Origin of the sequence: Flavobacterium soyae, from assembly GCF_045348165.1 — a bacterium.
GTDB classification, from domain to species: Bacteria; Bacteroidota; Bacteroidia; order Flavobacteriales; family Flavobacteriaceae; genus Flavobacterium; species Flavobacterium soyae.
Genome location: NZ_CP150845.1, coordinates 3373503 through 3392813, shown reverse-complemented (window position 1 = coordinate 3392813; position 19311 = coordinate 3373503). Strand labels below are relative to the sequence as shown.

The 19311-nt window shown below is 33.1% G+C and carries 14 protein-coding genes; 1 reads left to right on the top strand and 13 read right to left on the bottom strand.

The features are described 5' to 3' along the window. Positions 1-10 precede the first annotated feature (10 nt). The 13 genes from AABD74_RS14535 to ppk1 form a co-directional block, all read right to left on the bottom strand. On the bottom strand, positions 11-691 hold the full coding sequence (locus tag AABD74_RS14535) for a DUF1080 domain-containing protein (RefSeq protein ID WP_406843313.1): 681 nt from the start codon (positions 689-691) through the stop codon (positions 11-13). Positions 692-862: 171 nt separating this feature from the next. Next, positions 863-1054: a hypothetical protein gene (locus AABD74_RS14530; RefSeq protein ID WP_232678642.1), complete on the bottom strand. Its 192-nt coding sequence runs from the start codon at positions 1052-1054 to the stop codon at positions 863-865. 408 nt (positions 1055-1462) lie between these two features. Next, on the bottom strand, positions 1463-2173 hold the full coding sequence (locus AABD74_RS14525; RefSeq protein ID WP_406843312.1) for an IS1 family transposase: 711 nt from the start codon (positions 2171-2173) through the stop codon (positions 1463-1465). 111 nt (positions 2174-2284) lie between these two features. Further along, positions 2285-2503, bottom strand: a complete 219-nt coding sequence (locus AABD74_RS14520) for a hypothetical protein (protein ID WP_406843311.1) — start codon at positions 2501-2503, stop codon at positions 2285-2287. 129 nt (positions 2504-2632) lie between these two features. Next, positions 2633-3268, bottom strand: coding sequence for a hypothetical protein (locus tag AABD74_RS14515; RefSeq protein ID WP_406843310.1), 636 nt, complete (start codon positions 3266-3268; stop codon positions 2633-2635). A gap of 84 nt (positions 3269-3352) precedes the next feature. Continuing rightward, entirely contained in the window at positions 3353-3817 is a 465-nt protein-coding gene (locus tag AABD74_RS14510; RefSeq protein ID WP_406843309.1) for a DMP19 family protein, read from the bottom strand. Positions 3818-3920: 103 nt separating this feature from the next. Then, positions 3921-5612, bottom strand: a complete 1692-nt coding sequence (locus AABD74_RS14505; protein ID WP_406843308.1) for a hypothetical protein — start codon at positions 5610-5612, stop codon at positions 3921-3923. A 175-nt stretch (positions 5613-5787) separates the two neighbouring features. Next, on the bottom strand, positions 5788-6099 hold the full coding sequence (locus AABD74_RS14500) for a hypothetical protein (protein ID WP_406843307.1): 312 nt from the start codon (positions 6097-6099) through the stop codon (positions 5788-5790). Positions 6100-6122: 23 nt separating this feature from the next. Next, positions 6123-6656, bottom strand: a complete 534-nt coding sequence (locus AABD74_RS14495; RefSeq protein ID WP_406843306.1) for a hypothetical protein — start codon at positions 6654-6656, stop codon at positions 6123-6125. A gap of 18 nt (positions 6657-6674) precedes the next feature. Further along, positions 6675-10076 (bottom strand): DUF6443 domain-containing protein, encoded by a 3402-nt coding sequence (locus tag AABD74_RS14490; RefSeq protein WP_406843305.1) that lies wholly within the window; start codon positions 10074-10076, stop codon positions 6675-6677. A 13-nt stretch (positions 10077-10089) separates the two neighbouring features. Further along, positions 10090-13545, bottom strand: a complete 3456-nt coding sequence (locus AABD74_RS14485; RefSeq protein ID WP_406843304.1) for a sugar-binding protein — start codon at positions 13543-13545, stop codon at positions 10090-10092. A gap of 7 nt (positions 13546-13552) precedes the next feature. Then, complete coding sequence (locus AABD74_RS14480; protein ID WP_406843303.1) at positions 13553-15214, bottom strand: T9SS type A sorting domain-containing protein; 1662 nt, start codon at positions 15212-15214, stop codon at positions 13553-13555. A gap of 180 nt (positions 15215-15394) precedes the next feature. Beyond that, complete coding sequence (gene ppk1 / locus AABD74_RS14475) at positions 15395-17413, bottom strand: polyphosphate kinase 1 (RefSeq protein ID WP_406843302.1); 2019 nt, start codon at positions 17411-17413, stop codon at positions 15395-15397. A 460-nt stretch (positions 17414-17873) separates the two neighbouring features. Between ppk1 and AABD74_RS14470 the strand changes: the two genes are divergently transcribed. Continuing rightward, entirely contained in the window at positions 17874-19175 is a 1302-nt protein-coding gene (locus AABD74_RS14470; protein ID WP_232678673.1) for a hypothetical protein, read from the top strand. Positions 19176-19311: the final 136 nt, after the last annotated feature.

Here is a 19311-nt window from a genome sequence, read left to right as displayed (position 1 = left end):
TCATCTTTATTTATAATTCTTTTATTATAATATTGCGATACCATACATTGTTTCCATGATCTTGTAAAGCTATTTTTCCTTTTTTGAATGTTCCAAAATCAGGCCATCCGGCAAATTTACTTCCATCTATTAATTTTTTAAAATTATCGTCCCAAAGTACCGTTTCAACTACGACAACTCCATTCAAAATAAAGGTTAATTTTTCTTTATTACTGATAATTTCAGCCTTATTCCATTCTCCAACCGATTTTACAGGTTCTGATTTACTTTGAATCAAATCGTATAAATCTCCCGCACGGTGTTTCGTAATTTTTCCATCGGGATGACCATCATTATCCAAAACCTGCATTTCCAGACCTGTACTAAATGTGTTTTGATATTTTTGAGGATCTTCGTTAACATAAAAAATAATACCGCTGTTGCCATTTGGAGATATTTTCCATTCTAACTTTAAATGAAAATTTTCAAATTCAGCATTAGTTACTAAATCCCCTCCCTGCCCATCTTTAGCCGTATCTGGATTAAAATGCAATACTCCATCTTCTGCTTTCCATCCGGCCCCAGCCGAATTTTTACCATAAGTATGCCAGCCATTTGTAGTCTTCCCGTCAAAAAGAGGTTTAAAACCCTTCTGCGCTTGAATTATTTGTGCAAAAGCTAAAATCAAAACTGCTGCTATAACTTTTTTCATTTGTTTCGTTTTTTAATTAATTGGACCTTGATAAATAACTCATAAAAAATATCTTTAAATATACTTAAAAAGGATGAGCAAAAAATATTCATATTTAGCAATATAGGCAGCAATTCAATTGTAATTTTTTTTTAGTTTATTGTTATAGTTTTTCAGGCTATTAATTTCCTGTTAATCCTCATTTTCAGCTTTACTGATCATTTCTAAAACAATATCAAGAATTAAAAGAGTTTTTAATCTGGTTCCACAGCTCAAATAAATCCAGGTCCCTAAAGATTCATCTGCCGGAAACATACAGGTAATTTGGGAAATACAAACGGTGTACTGGGTTAAATCATCGGTTCTGAATTGGATTGTTTTCATGTGTAGATAATGTTTAGGCGATAAGATAAAGGTTAAAACGAGCTCAATTTCGTTATTAACATTTATATCCGTTAAAGCATTAAAGTTATCTGATGTAATTCGTTTATCTTCTAAATTTTAATTATAATATTATTATAATTGTTTCAACGAATCCTTAATAAGTATAAACCAAAACTATATCAGCATAGCTTATTAACACACTAATTATGAAGGAAATGTAAAATTATTTCTAATTGTAAGATATCATCTCAAGAAATTAAAGCTGCTGCAGAAATCAAGTTAATATACTCTCTGGATCTATGAGTAGTGATCTCTCTAAAATACCTAGTAAATGATGATTTTAAATCAAAACAAGGTTCATAAGTTAAGTCAAGAATATTAATGCTGCTGTTTTTTCAGATAAACTCATTATTTAAAAACGCAAATCCAAAAGTATATTTTTAAAATTGAAACTAAAATTAATAGACTTTTACTGAAACAGATCGTTCGACGGTTTAGTCTTTTAAGATGGGTTCTCAGCGTTAAATTTTTTCTTTCAATATGATTTGTACCAAAACGTTTTACAGAATGCACTTTGTTATCAATCAGAGATCTGTAGTTTTTTAGTTTGTCTGTAAATATCTTTTTTGCTTCTGATAATTTCAGAGTTTCCAAAACACGATTCAGAGTTTTGTTAGTTCGTTTGCCTACATTAAAACTAACCACATTTTTAGAATTCTTTTCCAAAGCATAAACCAGCCAGATATAATTTTTCTTGTGTCTGACATAAGTACACAGTTCATCTACTTCGTAAGTTTTGCCTCTGCTGACAATTGGTCTGGTTATATTTCTCGCAATGGAGACAATTCTTTTCAATAATGTTGTGGTTGATATTTCCAGTATTCTTGCAGTGCTTCTTAAACCTAAACCCTCTTTGGTTAATTGAATAATCTTTTCATTAATATCTAATTTGCAAGCTTGATTTGTATAATATTCTATAAAACGGTGAGAGCACATTTTACAATAGTACTGCTGTTTATTGTTTTTTGTTCTCCCATTTTTAATAACCTTTTGTTCTTTACATTTTGGACAATTCATACCATCACTAACTTTGGAACACCATGTCGCAATTTTACTCATTTTAGCTCGTTTAAGGCAATATTAAAACAAAAAAGATGAGCATTACTGCTCATCTTTAAATTATTTATTTCTAAAATTCACTCAATTTCAAAAGGTTAGATTTTCAAAATCTCATATCACTAACTTTGAAACACTACCTTCTGTATTGGCAGTATTACCAACAAACCCTTTTAAGAGTATTAATAAATTTGAATATTTTTCTTCTCTAAATTTTAAAATAGCATCATCCTTTTTAGATTTAGAAGTAAAGTAGAAGGAAATATATCCCCCTATAAAAGCAGAAAATAATGTAATTAATAAGGTTTGTAAAATCGTAATATCTATTGTCATAATTATTATTTGTATCTCTTAGAAAAGAAATTTGATAATTTCTTTTCTAAACTTTATTTCATTTTTTTGTATAATCTAAACTAATTATAATCATTTTAAACACTTAAATTATAGCTAATTCGCCAATGATTAATTATAAATTTCAATTTCCTTATTTCGTAAAATTGTCCTGATAACACTGTATAAAACACTTGTATTCCAATCTTGATGGTAATTATAACCTCTATTTATCTCCAACGGATTTTCTATTGAATAAATAGAAAAATAAGTGTAATAGTTTTTAGTTCTAACATTTTCCCATGCAATATTTATTCTTTTCTGATTAAACATTCCGCTGATATTTAATGATATATTTTCTTTTGTAAAGTGAACATCACCAATAGTAAATTCTTTACCATCATTATACATATTTATGAAGTCATTAATTATCTCTGCGAAATAATAATCCCATAAATGATCTACAATCTCAGCATACTGTTTATGAAGAATTTCTTTTTTACGTCCAAAATAAGATTTAAAAGTAATTTTTAAAGTCTTGTCTTCCTTATTACGAACAAAGATTTGATATTCTCTACCATAAGTAATTTCAAATTTAATCCAACGAATACCATATCTGAAGTCTTTTATTTCTCCTTTCTGAAAAACTGTATTTAAATTCTGTGCTAAATCTTTATCCTCAAATTTTAAGAAGTTTTGATTAAAAACCAATTCCCTTAAAGCATTATCACGAAAACCTCTTTTGATAAAAAATATTTTTTCTTCCATTAATTAAACAAAACTTTAATTTTAAACATGCAATAATATCATTCCGATTCACCTAAAAAAAATATAGAGTATTTAAAATTTCCTTTATTTAAATGCTGTTTTATGTCCTTTTACATATTTTAACAATAACCCTCCAATATTTTCTTCATAAAGATAAAACTGGTCTTCAAGTTCTGTCCATCTTTGAGAAGTTTTACTATCAATATTTTCCAATAAATCACGCCTTTTTTCTATATCTTTTGGAATTGGATTTTCTGGAAAAATCCTGAAAGCTTCTTGAACTATCTTATAAGTTTTTACAGCACCTATTTTTTTTAAAGCTTCCAATGTCTCTTCTGAGTACTTACCATTTGTATTAAAAAAATATTGGTCAAAACCACCATTATTGACTTCAGCTTCCAACGCTTCAACATAAACAAATGTTTGTTCAGCCTCTGTTAAATTTTCAAAGTCCTCCGACTGTTCCGCTTTCTTCCAGATTATTTCCTGAATTTTAAGAAGCGATTCCGTTTCATCTTCAATAAGGAGTGCCTTTTCTATATTACTCATTTTATTGCAATTAATAAATATTAGAAGTATTAATATATAAATTGTGTTTTTCATTTATAAATTTAATGTGAATATGGATTATGACTAAATACAAACAAATTTTCTAACTAGATACATGTTTTCTAAATGCCTTGATTATTTGAAAAATCATAATCCCCAGAAATATGCGATGTAATAAGTCAATAAAATAAATCCAATCTGTTTGAATCATCTTACCATAAGTTAAATCCGTTCTTCTGACTGGATTAAATAAATTCCAGAAGGTTTTAAAATTCGACATAAAGACCTCAAATGTATTTTTAATATCATAAGGATCACATGAAAATGAAAATAGAATTTTATCCGATATGCCGGCAAGGATTATAACATACACGAATAATGTTAGAAAAAAAACTATTATTACTGGTTTTATCCAATTAAGACCATAATCATTAAACCTGCTAAAGGTCATAATTATTTTATCACTCAAACTATAATTTTTAGACTGTTTGAGTTCATTTCTGTACGATTCCATTTCCCGAGCTTGAAAAAAAAGACTGTCAATCTGATTTCCATTGTTCTTCAAAGCCTGTTTTAATTGTCTGTATATTTCCCGCTTCCTTTTGAATCGATCTTCTTCAGACTGTTCCGCGACTTCTATTTTAAGTACAGCATCTTCAAACCATTTGTTATTAGTCGGCTTAATTTTATCCAAAGTAACATTATCAAAGCGTAACTCTACAAAACTGTTGAAAGCAAATTCATTGAATCTCGTACTTCCTAAATCACAATCCAATAAATTTAAAGTGCTATCATCATATCCTTTACACTTATCAAAACTAATGTCGCTGTAGTTTGTAAAATCATTAATCATAAAAAAGCGAAACGACATTCTTTTAAACAATAATTTTAAATTTTGATTGACCCCGGTAATTAAAGTACTATCTACTATCCAGCCTTCGAATTTAAGTACTCCTTTTAACTCTGGATTGCTTTTTATTTCTAATCTGTCTAATTTTTTACCCAAACCATTAAAATCAAAACCTTGTGTAAAATTTGTTTCTGAAATGTATATTTCTTTAATATATGTTTCTAAATTATTCCCCGTTAAATCTCTATTTTCTAATTCTCCTTTTTTATAAAAATGATCTCCAAATAAAGTAAGCTTCTTAATTCTGGAGCCACTAATATTAAATTCCTCTTTAAAAATGTTTTGATTTGATGAAAAGCCGAATGGACACTCAATATTCCAAAATGCTATATCTTTATTAAATTCATTTGCCAGAAGACCAATATCGCCATTTAAAGATTCAATTCTGACTTCCTTGCTAATGGTAGATCTTTGTAAATTAAAAATAAACTCAGAGTGAACAATATGTAAATATGTAATTATAGTTTCATAAATATTTATCCCTCCATTAACAACTATTGTTTCACTAAAAGAGATGCTTCGGATTTTACATTTATTGCTGATTAAAACTCTTTTTGCCAGATTACATCCTCTTTCAAAAATAATAGATGCTGAATCGCAATTTTCAAATGCAATACTATAATTGTACGAACCGTCAAGAAGCTTTGATTGTATATTTTGAAAAACTATTCCTTTTTCAAATATACAATTAGCAAAGAGAAAACCTGAATTTATGTCGACATCTTTAATAATTACTTTCTCTTTGAAAGTAATATTTTTTATTGCCCTATAATTCCAATTTATAACTGACTGATCTAGAATAACCTCAAAATCAATAGTCATATTATCAATTAATTCATTATCATTTAAGTGTTTATAAAAAACTTGCTTAACTAGTATTGCCATATATTATTATTTAGTTTTCCTTCAACAATTAGAATTTCTTGCTATTATTTCATCAAAACCTTTGAGCTCTTAATCAAAAAAATAAAAGGATGAACAATGAATGCCCATCCTTAAAATTATTTTGTTTCAATACATTGATAGTGTAAGATCAAAAATCATTAAATTTGGATATAACCTATTTGCTTTGATTTAATATCGAATCTATCTTTTTTCTATCCCATAAAAGTAAAGACTTTTTTCCAATCTTTAAGAGTCTATCTGGATCAACATTATTATTTAATGCCCAAATTATCCATTTTTTAATGGTCAACTCCCAATAGATCCAACCAATAGCACCTCCAATAATTGCGCTAATTTTGCCATTTACTTCTAAATAAGCTGTTAAGCCAAACCAAATGAATATTATGATTATAATGGAAGGAATATTGACCCATAAATACCCTTTATTTATTAGTTCTATATTAGATAACACTTTTTTATTATTCATAAATCTATTCTTTAATTACACATTTACTGCTTTGACCATTGTTGTTCTCCATTATTTAATACAGCATTATTTAATTCTATCCACTTAATTGCAGACTCTGAACAGTAACAATTTTTAGAATACTTCTTTAAAAAAATCTTTTTAAATTTTTTAAAGACTTCATCACACCAGCTTACGAAATCTTCAGATTTAGAAACAAAATCACCATTCTCATTATAGTATGCTTTAATATAATAAAAGCGAGCACTTTGTAATGAATTTTTATCATATGGATAAAATCCTCCAATACTAAATTCAAGCAAGGGACTGGAAGTGATATAGTAATAAGAAATATCATCTTCAATCGTCTTAATAACGACATCTTTTAAAAAGTCATTTCTGGTCAAAAAGGCCTGCTTAATCTCTTCATTTAAATCTATTATTGAATTACGTATATTTTTTTCTTTTCCGATATCATCGTTAGTTAATATTATTGCACTACATTCTTTAAGAAAACTATTTATTGAATTATAGTCTTCGGGTGTAATAAAAAAGTTTAACTGTTTTGAACTACTCATTATTTAAATTTAAAAGAATTAATTATAAGGAACAAATTCCGGTTTTTTTCCGGTTGCTTGATGAATATCGTCAATAGCCCGTCTTTCTCTTGCAACAGGTGTACCATTCTTATTTTGTTTCCCTACTTGAATTTGTTTTACTTCACCAGTCTTAGGATTCTTTCCCTCTACATCGACAAATCTTTTAGATTTTTCTCCTTTCGGTGTTTCTATTTTTACTTCCCGCCTTGTTTCAGTAAATCCTTCTTTCTTCAATTTTGCTTCTGATTTATCTACTGTTTTTTGATGTGCCTCTCCGCCATTTTTACCATTCGGATTCGGCACTTTCTTTTCCGAACTTTTTTCAACAACTTTTTCGACTGCCCTAGATTTAGCAGAATTTAATAAGGTTTTAGCTCCACCTGCCAAAACTGCTTCGGACACAAGTGTTTTATTTGATTTAGACTGATTATAGTTTCTAGAATCTACTTGTCTATTACCTGTTGGAGCATTCGCAAATTCAGAAAAGACTAATGCAGCTATAACAAATACACAAATCGGACATTTACCATCAGGATCTTCAAATCTTATAGGATCGTTATAACCATAAGAATAAGGATTTAGATTATCAGTATTAAATATTCCTCCACCATTACCTAAAGTAGTTTTCATTGCGAAAGCTACCTCTTCTTCATCATCTTCATCAATATCATTAGGATCAAACTTAAAATCAAGATCATTTAGAAGTGGATCAGGTTCAATCCAACGACCTAAGTCTGGCATGTAATGCCTAGCTCCATAATCATAAACCCCAAGCCCCAGTTCGTCCTGCAGTTCTTTTCCGTTATACTTATACTTACTCGCTTGGTTTGTCGAGGCTGCTGCAATATTATAGCCTTTGTGTTTTAAACCAAAAGGGTAATAGTTATTCTCTTCGATAATTTCAAGAACTTGGGTTGTCGGGTTTTTGCCGTAACTTAAGCGAACATTACCTAAATGGTCTTTGTATTGAAACACATACGAATAAACACCATTGTCGTTTTTCACATACCCTTCTGCTGTTGGAAAAAACTCCAAAACAGTATTTTTATATTGAAATCCGTCCAGATAATTGGTTGTGGTTACAACTGCTCCCTCAGTAACAATTTTTTCAAGTTTCTCACCTGCCGCATTGTAAATGTACTCAATACTGCCTGTTGTTCCAAAAATTATTTTCTTTGGTAAATTAAGATGGTTGTACTGTATTGCGGTAATGTTTTTGTTTTTATCAAGAGTCAGGTTTCCACTGGCATCATAACCATAATCATCGCCTGTTTTGTTAAAATCATTAAAACCGCTGGTGTTATTGCTGTTGTCTAAAACAGTGCTCAGCTGGTTAGAATTTGCGGGATAAGTATAAGCCAGGTTATCGATTAAAATAGGCTGTACCTGCGGGTCAGTGTCCCCGTTTCGTTTCAGGGACATGATGTTGCCGTTTTTATCGTAGGTTAAATTCTCATCATATGCATTTGTGGTCATACCGGTTTTTTCATAAATCGCATTTTTTAAACGGTTTAGATTATCATACTGGTATCCGTAGGCACGTTCTATATTATCTGACCCGGTTCTCCACAAAGTTTCAGATATATTTCCGTTATACAGCCCGTTAACACCGCTTATTACAGCCTGGGTTGCATTATAATTAATTTTAAAAGCAAACAAATCTTTTGGGTCAGTTCCCTGCTGCAGACCTGCTGTTTTGTTAATCTCGGTAAGCCAGCCTCTAATATTGTAGTTATAATCTACTTTCTGTAAAGGAGCACCTGTACTATTACCAACACTTTTAAGGGTTGGCTGCCCTAAAGCATCATAAGTATTAGCCGCCATAAGCTGCGCTGTTCCTGCTCCTATTTTATGGGTATGCGTGAGCAGACGATCCTGCAAAGAATATGTAAATTTTTCTTCAATATTTATTTTAACGCCGCCGCTTAAACGCTGGTGTTCTGTCTGAGTTGTGAGCGTTTTTCCTGTAAAATCAAGTTCGTTGTCAGTATGGCATACACCAGTTAAATGATTTTTCACATAAGTGCTTATCACTCTGCCTTTAGTGTCATAAAAAATAGTGCTTGTTTCTCCCGCAGTAGAAGCAGCCGTGCTTAATGCCCTTGTCCAGCTTCCGGTTGAAAGTCCTTTTACGTTTGTTAAAACCGGCTGTCCTATTACAGACGCAGGTACTGCCTGAGCACCGGTAAAGGTATAATCATCGTAATAATTAACTGTTAAAAGTTTAAAACTGGTTGGTGCAATGCTATTTTTATAATTAGTGGCAATACCATCAATGGTTGTCACTGCTTTGTCTTCGAACAACGTTGCTGCCGTGTTTTGATTTCCCTGCAGTGTAAACCTTGCTGCAGGACTTACTGCCTGACTGCTCCAGCCTGTATAAATCGGTCTGCCGTAAACATCATATTTGGTAATGATCCAGCCTATTGCAGCATCGTCTTTAAAGGGCGAAAATGCAGGACCTGTGGCTACTGGTCTGTCCAGTTTATCATACACAATAAATTCCCACTGTTTTCCCGGAAGTTTTTTCTCGACAAGTCGGTTTTTATTATCGTATTTATACTGGTAGCATAATCCGTTTAAAACATCAGAAGTTATGGTTCCGTCTGCTTTTGGCGGAATTACGTAGGTCAGATTTCCATAAATATCATAAACATAATAAGTATCATGTTTTGTTCCTGCATCATAAGTTCTTTTTAAAACAACCTGTCCTTCTTTATTTTTAAACTCTACAGTTGAGCCTGCCGTTTCTGTCGGGTTTGCAGCGGTATTTTCATCATAGGTTATATTTTTATAAAGCGCATTTGCGGGATAGTTTCCGGCATCTGAAAATGAAATTTCATATAAGCCTGATCCTGCTGTCCACGTTGTAATGGCTTTAAATAATTTTACTTCTGCAGCCGTGTTGGTCTGATAGTTTACTTTAATTTCGTGACCGCTGCCCATTGCCCATGGAGTTCCGGGAGCAGCTTGTTTCAGTACCCTGTTTAATGGTGAAGATTCTAAACTCTTTTGCGAAAACGGATTGGCTGTGTTTTCATATTTAGCGGTATTATAAAAATTTATCGCTGCTGTTTCAGCATTTGAGTCAAAAGCCATATTAGTTGAAGATGCTTCATACGGCAGGTATTCCTTTACCTGTCTGCCAAAAGCATCGTAACCCATATAGGTTATAATATCTTTTGAGTCAGATGATTGTTTATTTACAATTTGCTGCATTGGCCGTCCAAGACCATCAAAATAGGTGACGTTTTGAGCAGCCTGATCGATTGTTGGGGCTGTTATTTTTACAAGAGAAGGTTTCTTATAAGTAACGGTTTTAACGTAATTTTCGGTTTGTGTCTGGCCTATTGCCGTAAAAGGAAACAAAACCAAAAAAAATTTGATTATATTTTTCATACTGTTTTTGGTTTTATGGCTTGTAATTGTATTGGTTCTCTGATACCACGTTTCCTTCATTATCTTTTACATAATCAAGCCTGCCGTTAGCATCGTACTTGTAAGTTGTTGGAAAACCTTTAGGATCTGTAATAGTGCTTACCCCAATAAGCGGCAGATAAGTATAGGTTGTTACTATTTTGTCTGTCAAAGCAGTCCTTAAAGAATTAAGAGCAGTTGTCAATGCTGCTTCTGTCCCTGTATCAGATTGTGTCTGCAGATTAGCCACGTAACCTGATACAGTGCTGTAAAGCGCATTTTCTATTTTGGCAATAGGCTGTGTTTTATTATACCCCCAGATAATCGAAACAGGAGTTCCGTTTTCGAGTGTGTACTGCAGAATATTTCCTTTATCGTCATACTGGTCAAAAGTTATTTTTTTATCAGCAGTAACGATAGCCGCTGTTCCTTTGTTTGCATACATATATCTTGGCAGTAATAAATTGCTTGTTGATGCATTTCTTTCGTAACCCGTTTTTTGTTCGGATACTTTTACTAAGTTCCTGAAATTTTGTGTGTCTAACGGCATTCCAACCATATTGGCTGCTTTGAGTTCACTTACAAATGGTTCGCCCGCCATTTCAGTATCTTTGGCATAAAAATATTTGGTTTCGAGTGCTTCCTGATTTGAGCTGGTTGAGGTTTGCGATGATAATAGTGTATGATTAATCCCTCTGTAATTATAATTAGTGACTGTGCTGACAGGGTTCCCTCCGTTAAGATCATAAGTGATTTCCTGAGTGGATTTTAAGTAATGCCAGAACGAAATATTGGAATAGGAAACGATACTGATATTATCAATGTTTGCCAGATTTGAAATTGTTTTGGGCAGAGTAACCCCGTAGCAGGGATGCGGAAAATATATTGTTCTGTTATCATGGCCTGGGGCTATACAGGTGTAACCATCTCCGAAAAATATCTCATTCATCATTTTTTCATGTCTATGATTTGCTACACATGACCAATATGGTGTTCTTTTGGTTAAATCTGCCTCTGTACAAACATAATTAACTGGTGCCGAAGCAATTTTTTCATAATTTTTTCTGGCACTGTAGGATATGGCTTCTTTTCTTAAAGCGGTTCTTTCCTCATATTCATTTATAGTCTGCTTAACGGTTTTTAGGTCTTTATTAAAATAGGTGGCTTTTTTCAGCAGGCCGTTATCCCAGCCCAGATTAGACAGAGGTGTGCTTCTTACATCATAAGTTCCTACGACAAAACCGCCGCCGCCATCACGGTGAACAATAAATTCATGTTCTTCACCGCCGTTTAAAAAAGAATCCGATCCGTATGAAATGGTCACATAATTATAAAATACATTTGAACTGCCGGTATCAAATAATGAAGACAAACTGCTGGAAGATAAGTTTAAATAGGTGGCAGTAGTTATAACCCCCTGCATTCCTGCTCCTGCAGATTCTATAGTTTTTTGTACTTTATAAAAATCAATATAATAAGGATCCTGTCCTTTGTTTCCTGTTGATTTGGTCAGATCATCTTTTTTAGCATAAAAAAACCTTTTGATAACAGGAGCTGATGATGCAGAAGGATAATCAGAACTGCGCTGCACCCTTACACCGCCGGTTATAACATTTGATGGTACAACAACCCCTCCTGCGGGTATATAATTATAATTGACAGAAGCTGATGTACAGTTCCAATCAGCACTTAAACTAATAATATAATTTTGATTTGCCCCTGCGACAAAATACAGGTTTTTTGCTGCAGTACTCATACTTGGGGTTATTTGATAAGTATTGAGAGTAACTTCAGCAGCATTGTCTGACCTGTAAAGTGTCTCGTACCTTTTTGCAGTATCATTATAGACGCTTATTGTCGCTTTATTTTTGCCCAGATTTAAATCGGGATCCGGACAGGAGAAACTTACTCCCGCAGTTAAAGGAACATTTTGGGCCATTGAGCCGCTTGTAAAAGTTGATTGGGAAACTGCAGTATTTGCTTCTTCTGTTGTAACAGCACTCACCGAGCTGTAAACCCTGCTGGGCTGAACCGTTATCTGGCCATAATAATCATTTGGCTCATAATCAAATGTAGTATATCCTTTTGTCGGGTAAATAATTTTTGTCATTAAACCAATTTTTGCAAAATTCCCATCAGGTTCTTTATCTGCCCCGTTATAATTTACAGATCCTAGTTCATACGCCGTACTTTTAGGTACGATATTGACATTAGTTTTACCATTATAATACCCCCAGTGGTCCTGGCTCAAAGATAATCTCGCCGGAAAGCTGTTTCTGTTATTGTATTCAAACTGATAGTTTTGGTTTACATCCTTAAACTGGATTTTATCCAGAAAGACCCTGCTGTTAGCTGTTGTGGTATAAGTAAAATTGATGCGGTCAATTTCAGCCGCCGCCTTATCTTTTATAGTAATCTGCGATATTTTGTTATTTCCGGATGTTACATCTGCACTCGAAGCAGAAAGATAAGTAAACGAAACTTCCCCATGAATTGGGTTTGTACTCTTTATGGATTTTATTGTTTTCCCTGCCAGATTTATGGTATGGTCATACATGGAGCTTAAACCTCCTGTGTACTGTTCCAAATTACCTGCAGCATCATATTGTATGCGGGGATACAGCATTCTGTAAGTCTGTGATTTTGAAGCTGTGTAAACAGACACAGCATCATTATAAGTAAACTGGATTTCATCTCCTTTAGGATGAACAATTTTACTCAAATACCATGATGAAACTGTTATATTAGGGATAGAATGACCGCTTCCTAAAACCCTCTGTGTGGTAATTTCCTGATTATCAAAATAATATTTAACACCATCGGGTGCTGTAATTACAAAATTTATACTTTCCGGGGTCAGTGTGTACTCAATCCGAAGTTCCTGGGCAGGCATCAAAGCGACACCACCTTCATTATTTAAGATAAACTTACCTGAATATTTCCCAAAATTAAAATTAAAAATATCAGCTTCGCTGTCCACATCGTTTTCTCCAATGTATTGGTAAAAGTCCAAAGCCGGAGGCGAATAACGCCCCATCTGTTCTGTTATGGAAATTGGAATAGGATAGTCTCCCCGGGTTTCATCGGGTTTGTCCCTTACCACCCTTGTAATAACCCCGCCAAAATTAAGGTTCCAGCTCTGCCCTACATTTGAAGAAATCTCATCTACTTTTATACCATTTGAACTGTAAAACATGCTGATTGGAACTTCTAAATTGGCTGTTTTATAGGTATACAAAGGGATATTTATATTTTGTGATCCGGTAAATAAACCAATAGGTGTGTTTCCATACGTTCCTAATGCATAAGCTGTAGGAGAAGGAGGGATAATATTAGGTACATATTTACTGGGGTCATTTTCTGAAATTTGTCCAAAAATTACCAGCGGCATATATATAACTGTTAAAAAGAACAAATTTTTAATAGTTTTTTGTAGTGATAAAATATTCATTTTCTTTTTAATTAACGGTTTTAATTACTTTCACAGACTCTGTCTTAACATCTGTCTGAATTTTTATAATATAAATTCCTTCTGCATAACCGGTTAAATTCACCGGAACAGTTCTGCTGTTTATACTAAAATGCTGTAAAGTTCTGCCTAGAATATCTACAACTGTGGCGGTACCTTCCTTGAAGTCATAACCAATAATAATATTGGTGTATGTAACCGCAGGATTGGGGATTGCTTCAATACTGGCTTTAACTTTTTCAACTTTTGTTTTATCTTTCAATTTTACAACCCAAAAATCATTTCCGCCAATATTTGAATTTTTATCTTTTGATGAGGCAGCGTTTGATGTTCCGGCCATTAAGTAACCGCCATCTCGGGTTTCGACCAGTTTTCTTAAAATATCTTCACCGTTACTTCCCACGGTTTTACTCCATAACTCTTCTCCTTTATCATCTATTTTGAGCGCTGTGTAATCGTTGATTCCGTCTTTTTCTTTACCAATTCCTGCCTTTTTTGCCAAATCGCCAATTACAGACTGCCTGGTTTCTGTTTTGGTGTGACCGCCGATTAAATAAGTATGATCGTTGTTCTCCACCAGCGATGTCAGGATATCTGCTTTACCAAAATCGAAAGTTTTGCTCCATAAAACTCCTCCCTCTGTATCAAGTCTTAATACCCAAAAATCCGTCCCGCTGCCTACAATCCCGCCTAGTGAAGTTAAGGCACCCGTGCTGTTAGAATTTCCTCCGGCAATATAACGGCCGTCTGCAGTCTGGTGAATTACATACGGCTGATCATCGCCTTCTGCTCCATACGTTCTCTGCCACTCGATTTCTCCTGAATCGTTTAGTTTTACAATCCAGTAATCTCCTGAACCATTATTAGCTTCGGTTTTGTCTCCCGATATTGGAGAAGTTGAATATCCTGCCAGAATATAACCGTTGTCAGAAGTCTGTTCCATACTTCTTAATAAATCTGCATATTCTCCTCCGTATGTTTTCTGCCATTCAATAACACCCTGCCTGTCCAGTTTTACTATCCAGTAATCCATATTACCGCGGCTTTTTTCAGATTTACTGTATAAATCTGTTTTAGCTGAAGCACTATTTTTTTTATCTATAGTATTATTTGAAATTGAAGAAGGGCTGGAACCGGATGAACCGCCCAGAATATAACCTCCGTCTTTAGTCTGAAAAGCACATAAAAGCTCATCCTGACCATTTCCTCCAATAGTTCTCTGCCATTGTTCGGTACCGGAAGCATCAAGTTTTATTACCCAAAAATCGCTGAGACCTTTACATTCTTCTTTCTTTTGAAAACTGTTTCCTGAACTGGAAGTTCCTGCCAGAATAAATCCGCCGTCTTTTGTATTTTTAATGCTTTGAAGAAGATCAAAACCATTTCCTCCAATGCTTTTCTGCCAGTCAAGTTCTCCTTTTTCCGTCATTTTCCAGATCCAGTAATCCAGATCACCATGATTATCATCTGTTTTATTTCCGGTTTTATCAGACACAGAACTTCCTGCCAGAATAAATCCGTAATCTGCAGTCGGCAGTGCATCAAAAAGATAATCGGCATGTATACCTCCATATGATTTTTCCCAAAGGATATCCTGAGAGTAAATTAAAAATGGTAAAAGTGTAAAAAGTAATAAGTAAAATTTTTTCATAAGCAGTCTTAATTTCGGCGCAAATCTAGAAAATGTTATGGTTAAATCTTTACGGGATTCCGTAACATTTTAATAAAAAAACAATCAATTATTTACAAAAATAAGTTTTGTATTACAAAAAAAAGCCAAACTTTACAGTCAGGCTTTTTCTCTATAAAAAATAATATCTTCACATAAACATCATTCCATATTACACTCCCCAATCCAATTATAAATTTCAGTCTGCGCACGTCTTGGTTCATCAATACCTAGGATATCCAATTCATTAGTTCCTTCACTATTTATAGTTCTCCTTTTTGTATTATCTTCTAGCTGCAACTGAATTATTGTATTAATTTCTTCAATGTGTTTTTCATCATACAACGGAAAAGCAACTTCTATTCTTCTGTTTAAATTTCGGCTTAACATATCGGCAGATGATAAATAGATTTTTTCCTCGCCATTATTTGCAAATTTGTAAATTCTGGAATGTTCTAAAAACATATCTACAATCCTATAGATTTTTATATTTTCGCTTACATATTTAATTCCCGGCAGTAAAGTGCAGATTCCACGTACGATCAATGTCACATCAACCCCTGCCCTGCTGGCTTCAATAAGTTTGTCAATAATATCTTTTTCATCAACTCCGTTTACTTTTAAAAATACAGCAGCTTCCCTCTCGGCTTTTTTATTTTCTATTTCATTGTCTATTAATTCTATTAACTTGTCTTTCATGTTAAAACCTGCCGCCAGAATATGTTTTGGTGTTCCTGCTTTTTTCTTGGTTTTTAAAAATGTAAAGACTTTTTTTAAATCATCTGTATATTTTTTTTCAGAGGTGAAAAATCCAAAATCAGAATAAATATTGGCTGTACTTTCATTAAAATTTCCGGTTGACAAATAATTATAATATTTCTTATTTCCGTATTTATCTTTCATGGTTACCATTGCCACTTTTGCATGAACTTTTAAATTCGGCATGCTTTGAATGATTTTTATTCCCGCATTTTTCATTTCGCGGGACCAGAATAAATTATTGTATTCATCAAAACGTGCTTTAACTTCTACAAAAACAGTCACTTTTTTGCCATTTTTAGCCGCGCTTATCAAAGCATTTGCAATTAACGACTGCGATGAAATTCGGTATAAAGTAATTTTTATCTCCAGAACGTTTCTGTTAATTGCCGCCTGATTAAAAAATTGAAGTACATAATAATACGACTGATACGGAAAGTGAAGCAATTGATTTTGTTTGTCAATAATTTCAAAAATTGACTTCCTGCTTTCAAAAGGCAGATGTTTGAGCCCGGGATAATTTGCTCCTTGCAGATTTGGTTTAACAGGATTTGGAAACTTGAATAAATCATAAAAATTATGATGGCTTCCGCCTTTTATCATTTCATTATTGTGCAGGCGGAAAGCTTTTTTACATACCGAAAGTGTTTCAGCATCCATATTGGAATCATACAGAAACCTTGTTGATGAACCTCGTTTCCGTTCTTCAATTTTTGCTTCGATTTTTGCTATCAAATCTCCTGAGTTTTCATCTTCTATCAGATAATTTTCATCGCGATTTAATTTTATCGCATAACAGGAAACCACTTTTCCGGCAGGAAATATAAAAGATAAGCAATTCTTTATTATGGTATCAATCGAAATAATATAATGCGTATCGTCCTGACTTTGCAATTGTTTATAGCGATCCAGTTTATCAGATGGAATATTGAGATAAGCATAATTATAATTACCTGCACTATCTTTTAACTTTACCAGAAAATATAAGCAGCGATTATGTAAAAAATAAGTTTTAGGCTGATTTACCGAAATGTAAATTACCTGAATATAAGAGAGAATAATGCTTTTAAAATAATATTCGATCTCCTGCAGGTGCTCTTCTATAAGCTCTTGATTTTCATAATAGACAATATTATTAGCTGCTAATTCTGGAAGTATTGAAGTGTTCCAAATTGTTCCAAACCTGTTTTGCTGAAGATTTACTTCAGTTAAAATTTTGCTGAGCAGCTCCTTATTCTTTTTTGAATTTTTAATCAGCAGTTTTCTGATTTTTACTCTAAAAAACTCATCTAAATTAGAAGAATGAATGGCTAAAAACTTAATTCTTTCGTATAACGAATTATTGGAGTCCTCGGCTTCATCCAAAATACAGTTATTGAAAGACAGCCACGAAATTTCTGAAGGTATAAGATAGTTTTGCACGTAAAAAATTGGTTTATACTTTATTGATACTTGTAAATTTCAGAATTAATTATTTTAAAATATAAATACAGACAGCAGTTAACCATAATTTAATTTATTGGTAACATGTCCTAATCTGCATAATATCATTATCATAACTTAAGTATACACGTCATTATGAATGTAATATATACTGAATGCCCATTGGCAATTTTATTAACTTCAAAAGCGGCAAATAATCTTAATCCTGTTAACTTTTTGTTAACCGTATTATAATACCGCTTAGATAGTACGATTTCTCCTTTAAGGTACTTATAACTGGTAGGAATTATAACTCAAAAAACAATCGTTCTATTGACAAAATTTTCAGAAATAAAATGCTGTGACTGATTATTTTTTATTCCTCAGCTGGTTATTACTATCAAATAATTTATCAAAATCAATGAATTTAAATATGTTATAAACCATTAAAACCAGAATTATGAAAAAACAGAATCCAAAAAAGGTATTAAGTAAAGCCTTAATTATTATGCTTTCGGCTATTACATTCTCATGTCAGGATACGACATTAGAAGAAACCGAAAATCCTGCTGTAGCAAAAGAGCAGCAAAATTTTAAAAAAATGAGTGCCGCAGCAAGTTCTAATCTTGCAAAAAGGTGGGCTCCTATTCATTACAGAGATGTAGATGCTACAGGAACTTATGCCGAAGGCGGAAAATCAGATTACATTACTGCTATTAATTATGATAATGACTGGAATGGCGAAAACAACTGGAACAACCTTCCTGCTTATGCTAACTCATTAGCTGCACATTGTTACTATTCGGTTGTTGAATCAAATACACATTGGTTTATTACTTATGCTTTTTTCTCTCCACGCGATTGGACAGATAATCCGTTTTTATACAGTTTAGACCAGCATGAAAATGATTTAGAAGGTGTATTAATGATTGTAGAAAAAGATGGTTCTGCTTACGGTGCCTTAAAAGGAGCTGTTACAGTAAGTCATTCCGATTTCTTTTCGTATGTACCATCCGGAAGTCCTTTTGTAAGCGGACTGGAAAGTGTTGACGGAACATTACAAATGAGAGATTACAATGGAGAGTTACACCCTGTTACAGCGCAAGATTCTAAAGGACACAGCCTTAAAGCATGGCCGCAGCACGATATTGACGGGGACGGAATTATTTACTACCCATCTGCAAGTGGAACTGCACAAATACCATCTGATAATTATGATACTTATGTGGAGTACAAACTTGTCGATATTTTTGAAAGCGGAGGATTATGGGATCAAAGATTCAATACTGAATTGTTTTATAATGCAGGCGGAGGATTTAAAGGAAATGATTTTAAAACTGGCGGTGCTAATGCTCCTTGGGCATGGAATGATGGAAATGATGGTATTGTACAAGGCGGAGAATTTGCGACAGATCCTGCAAAATTAGCTGATAATTATTTTGATGGTGTAGGTAATTTTTCACGTGTCTATACTGATAATAAATACAATGGATCAGCCGGAGGTGTTGTTACGGTTTACCAAAATTGTAGTTATACAGGTTATGCAATTGCTTTACCTGCGGGCGATTATACATTGGCTCAGCTAAAATCATACGGCATTGTAAATGATGATTTATCATCAGTTCGTTTAGAAAATGGATATAAAATTACATTCTACCAAAACGATAATTTTGGAGGAGAATCTGTTGTAATAACAGGAAACAATAGCTGTTTAGGAGGTTTTAATGATAAAGCCAGCTCAATAAAAATCAGCGCAATATAACTGATTTTTATTCTAAATATGCAGATAAGAAGCGAAGTTGTTTTTCTTGTCTGCATATCTTTTTTGGGCTTTTTCTAAATTATCAATTCCAATTAAAACAATATAAATCATTGCAATTTCATTTCTTAAAACGGTT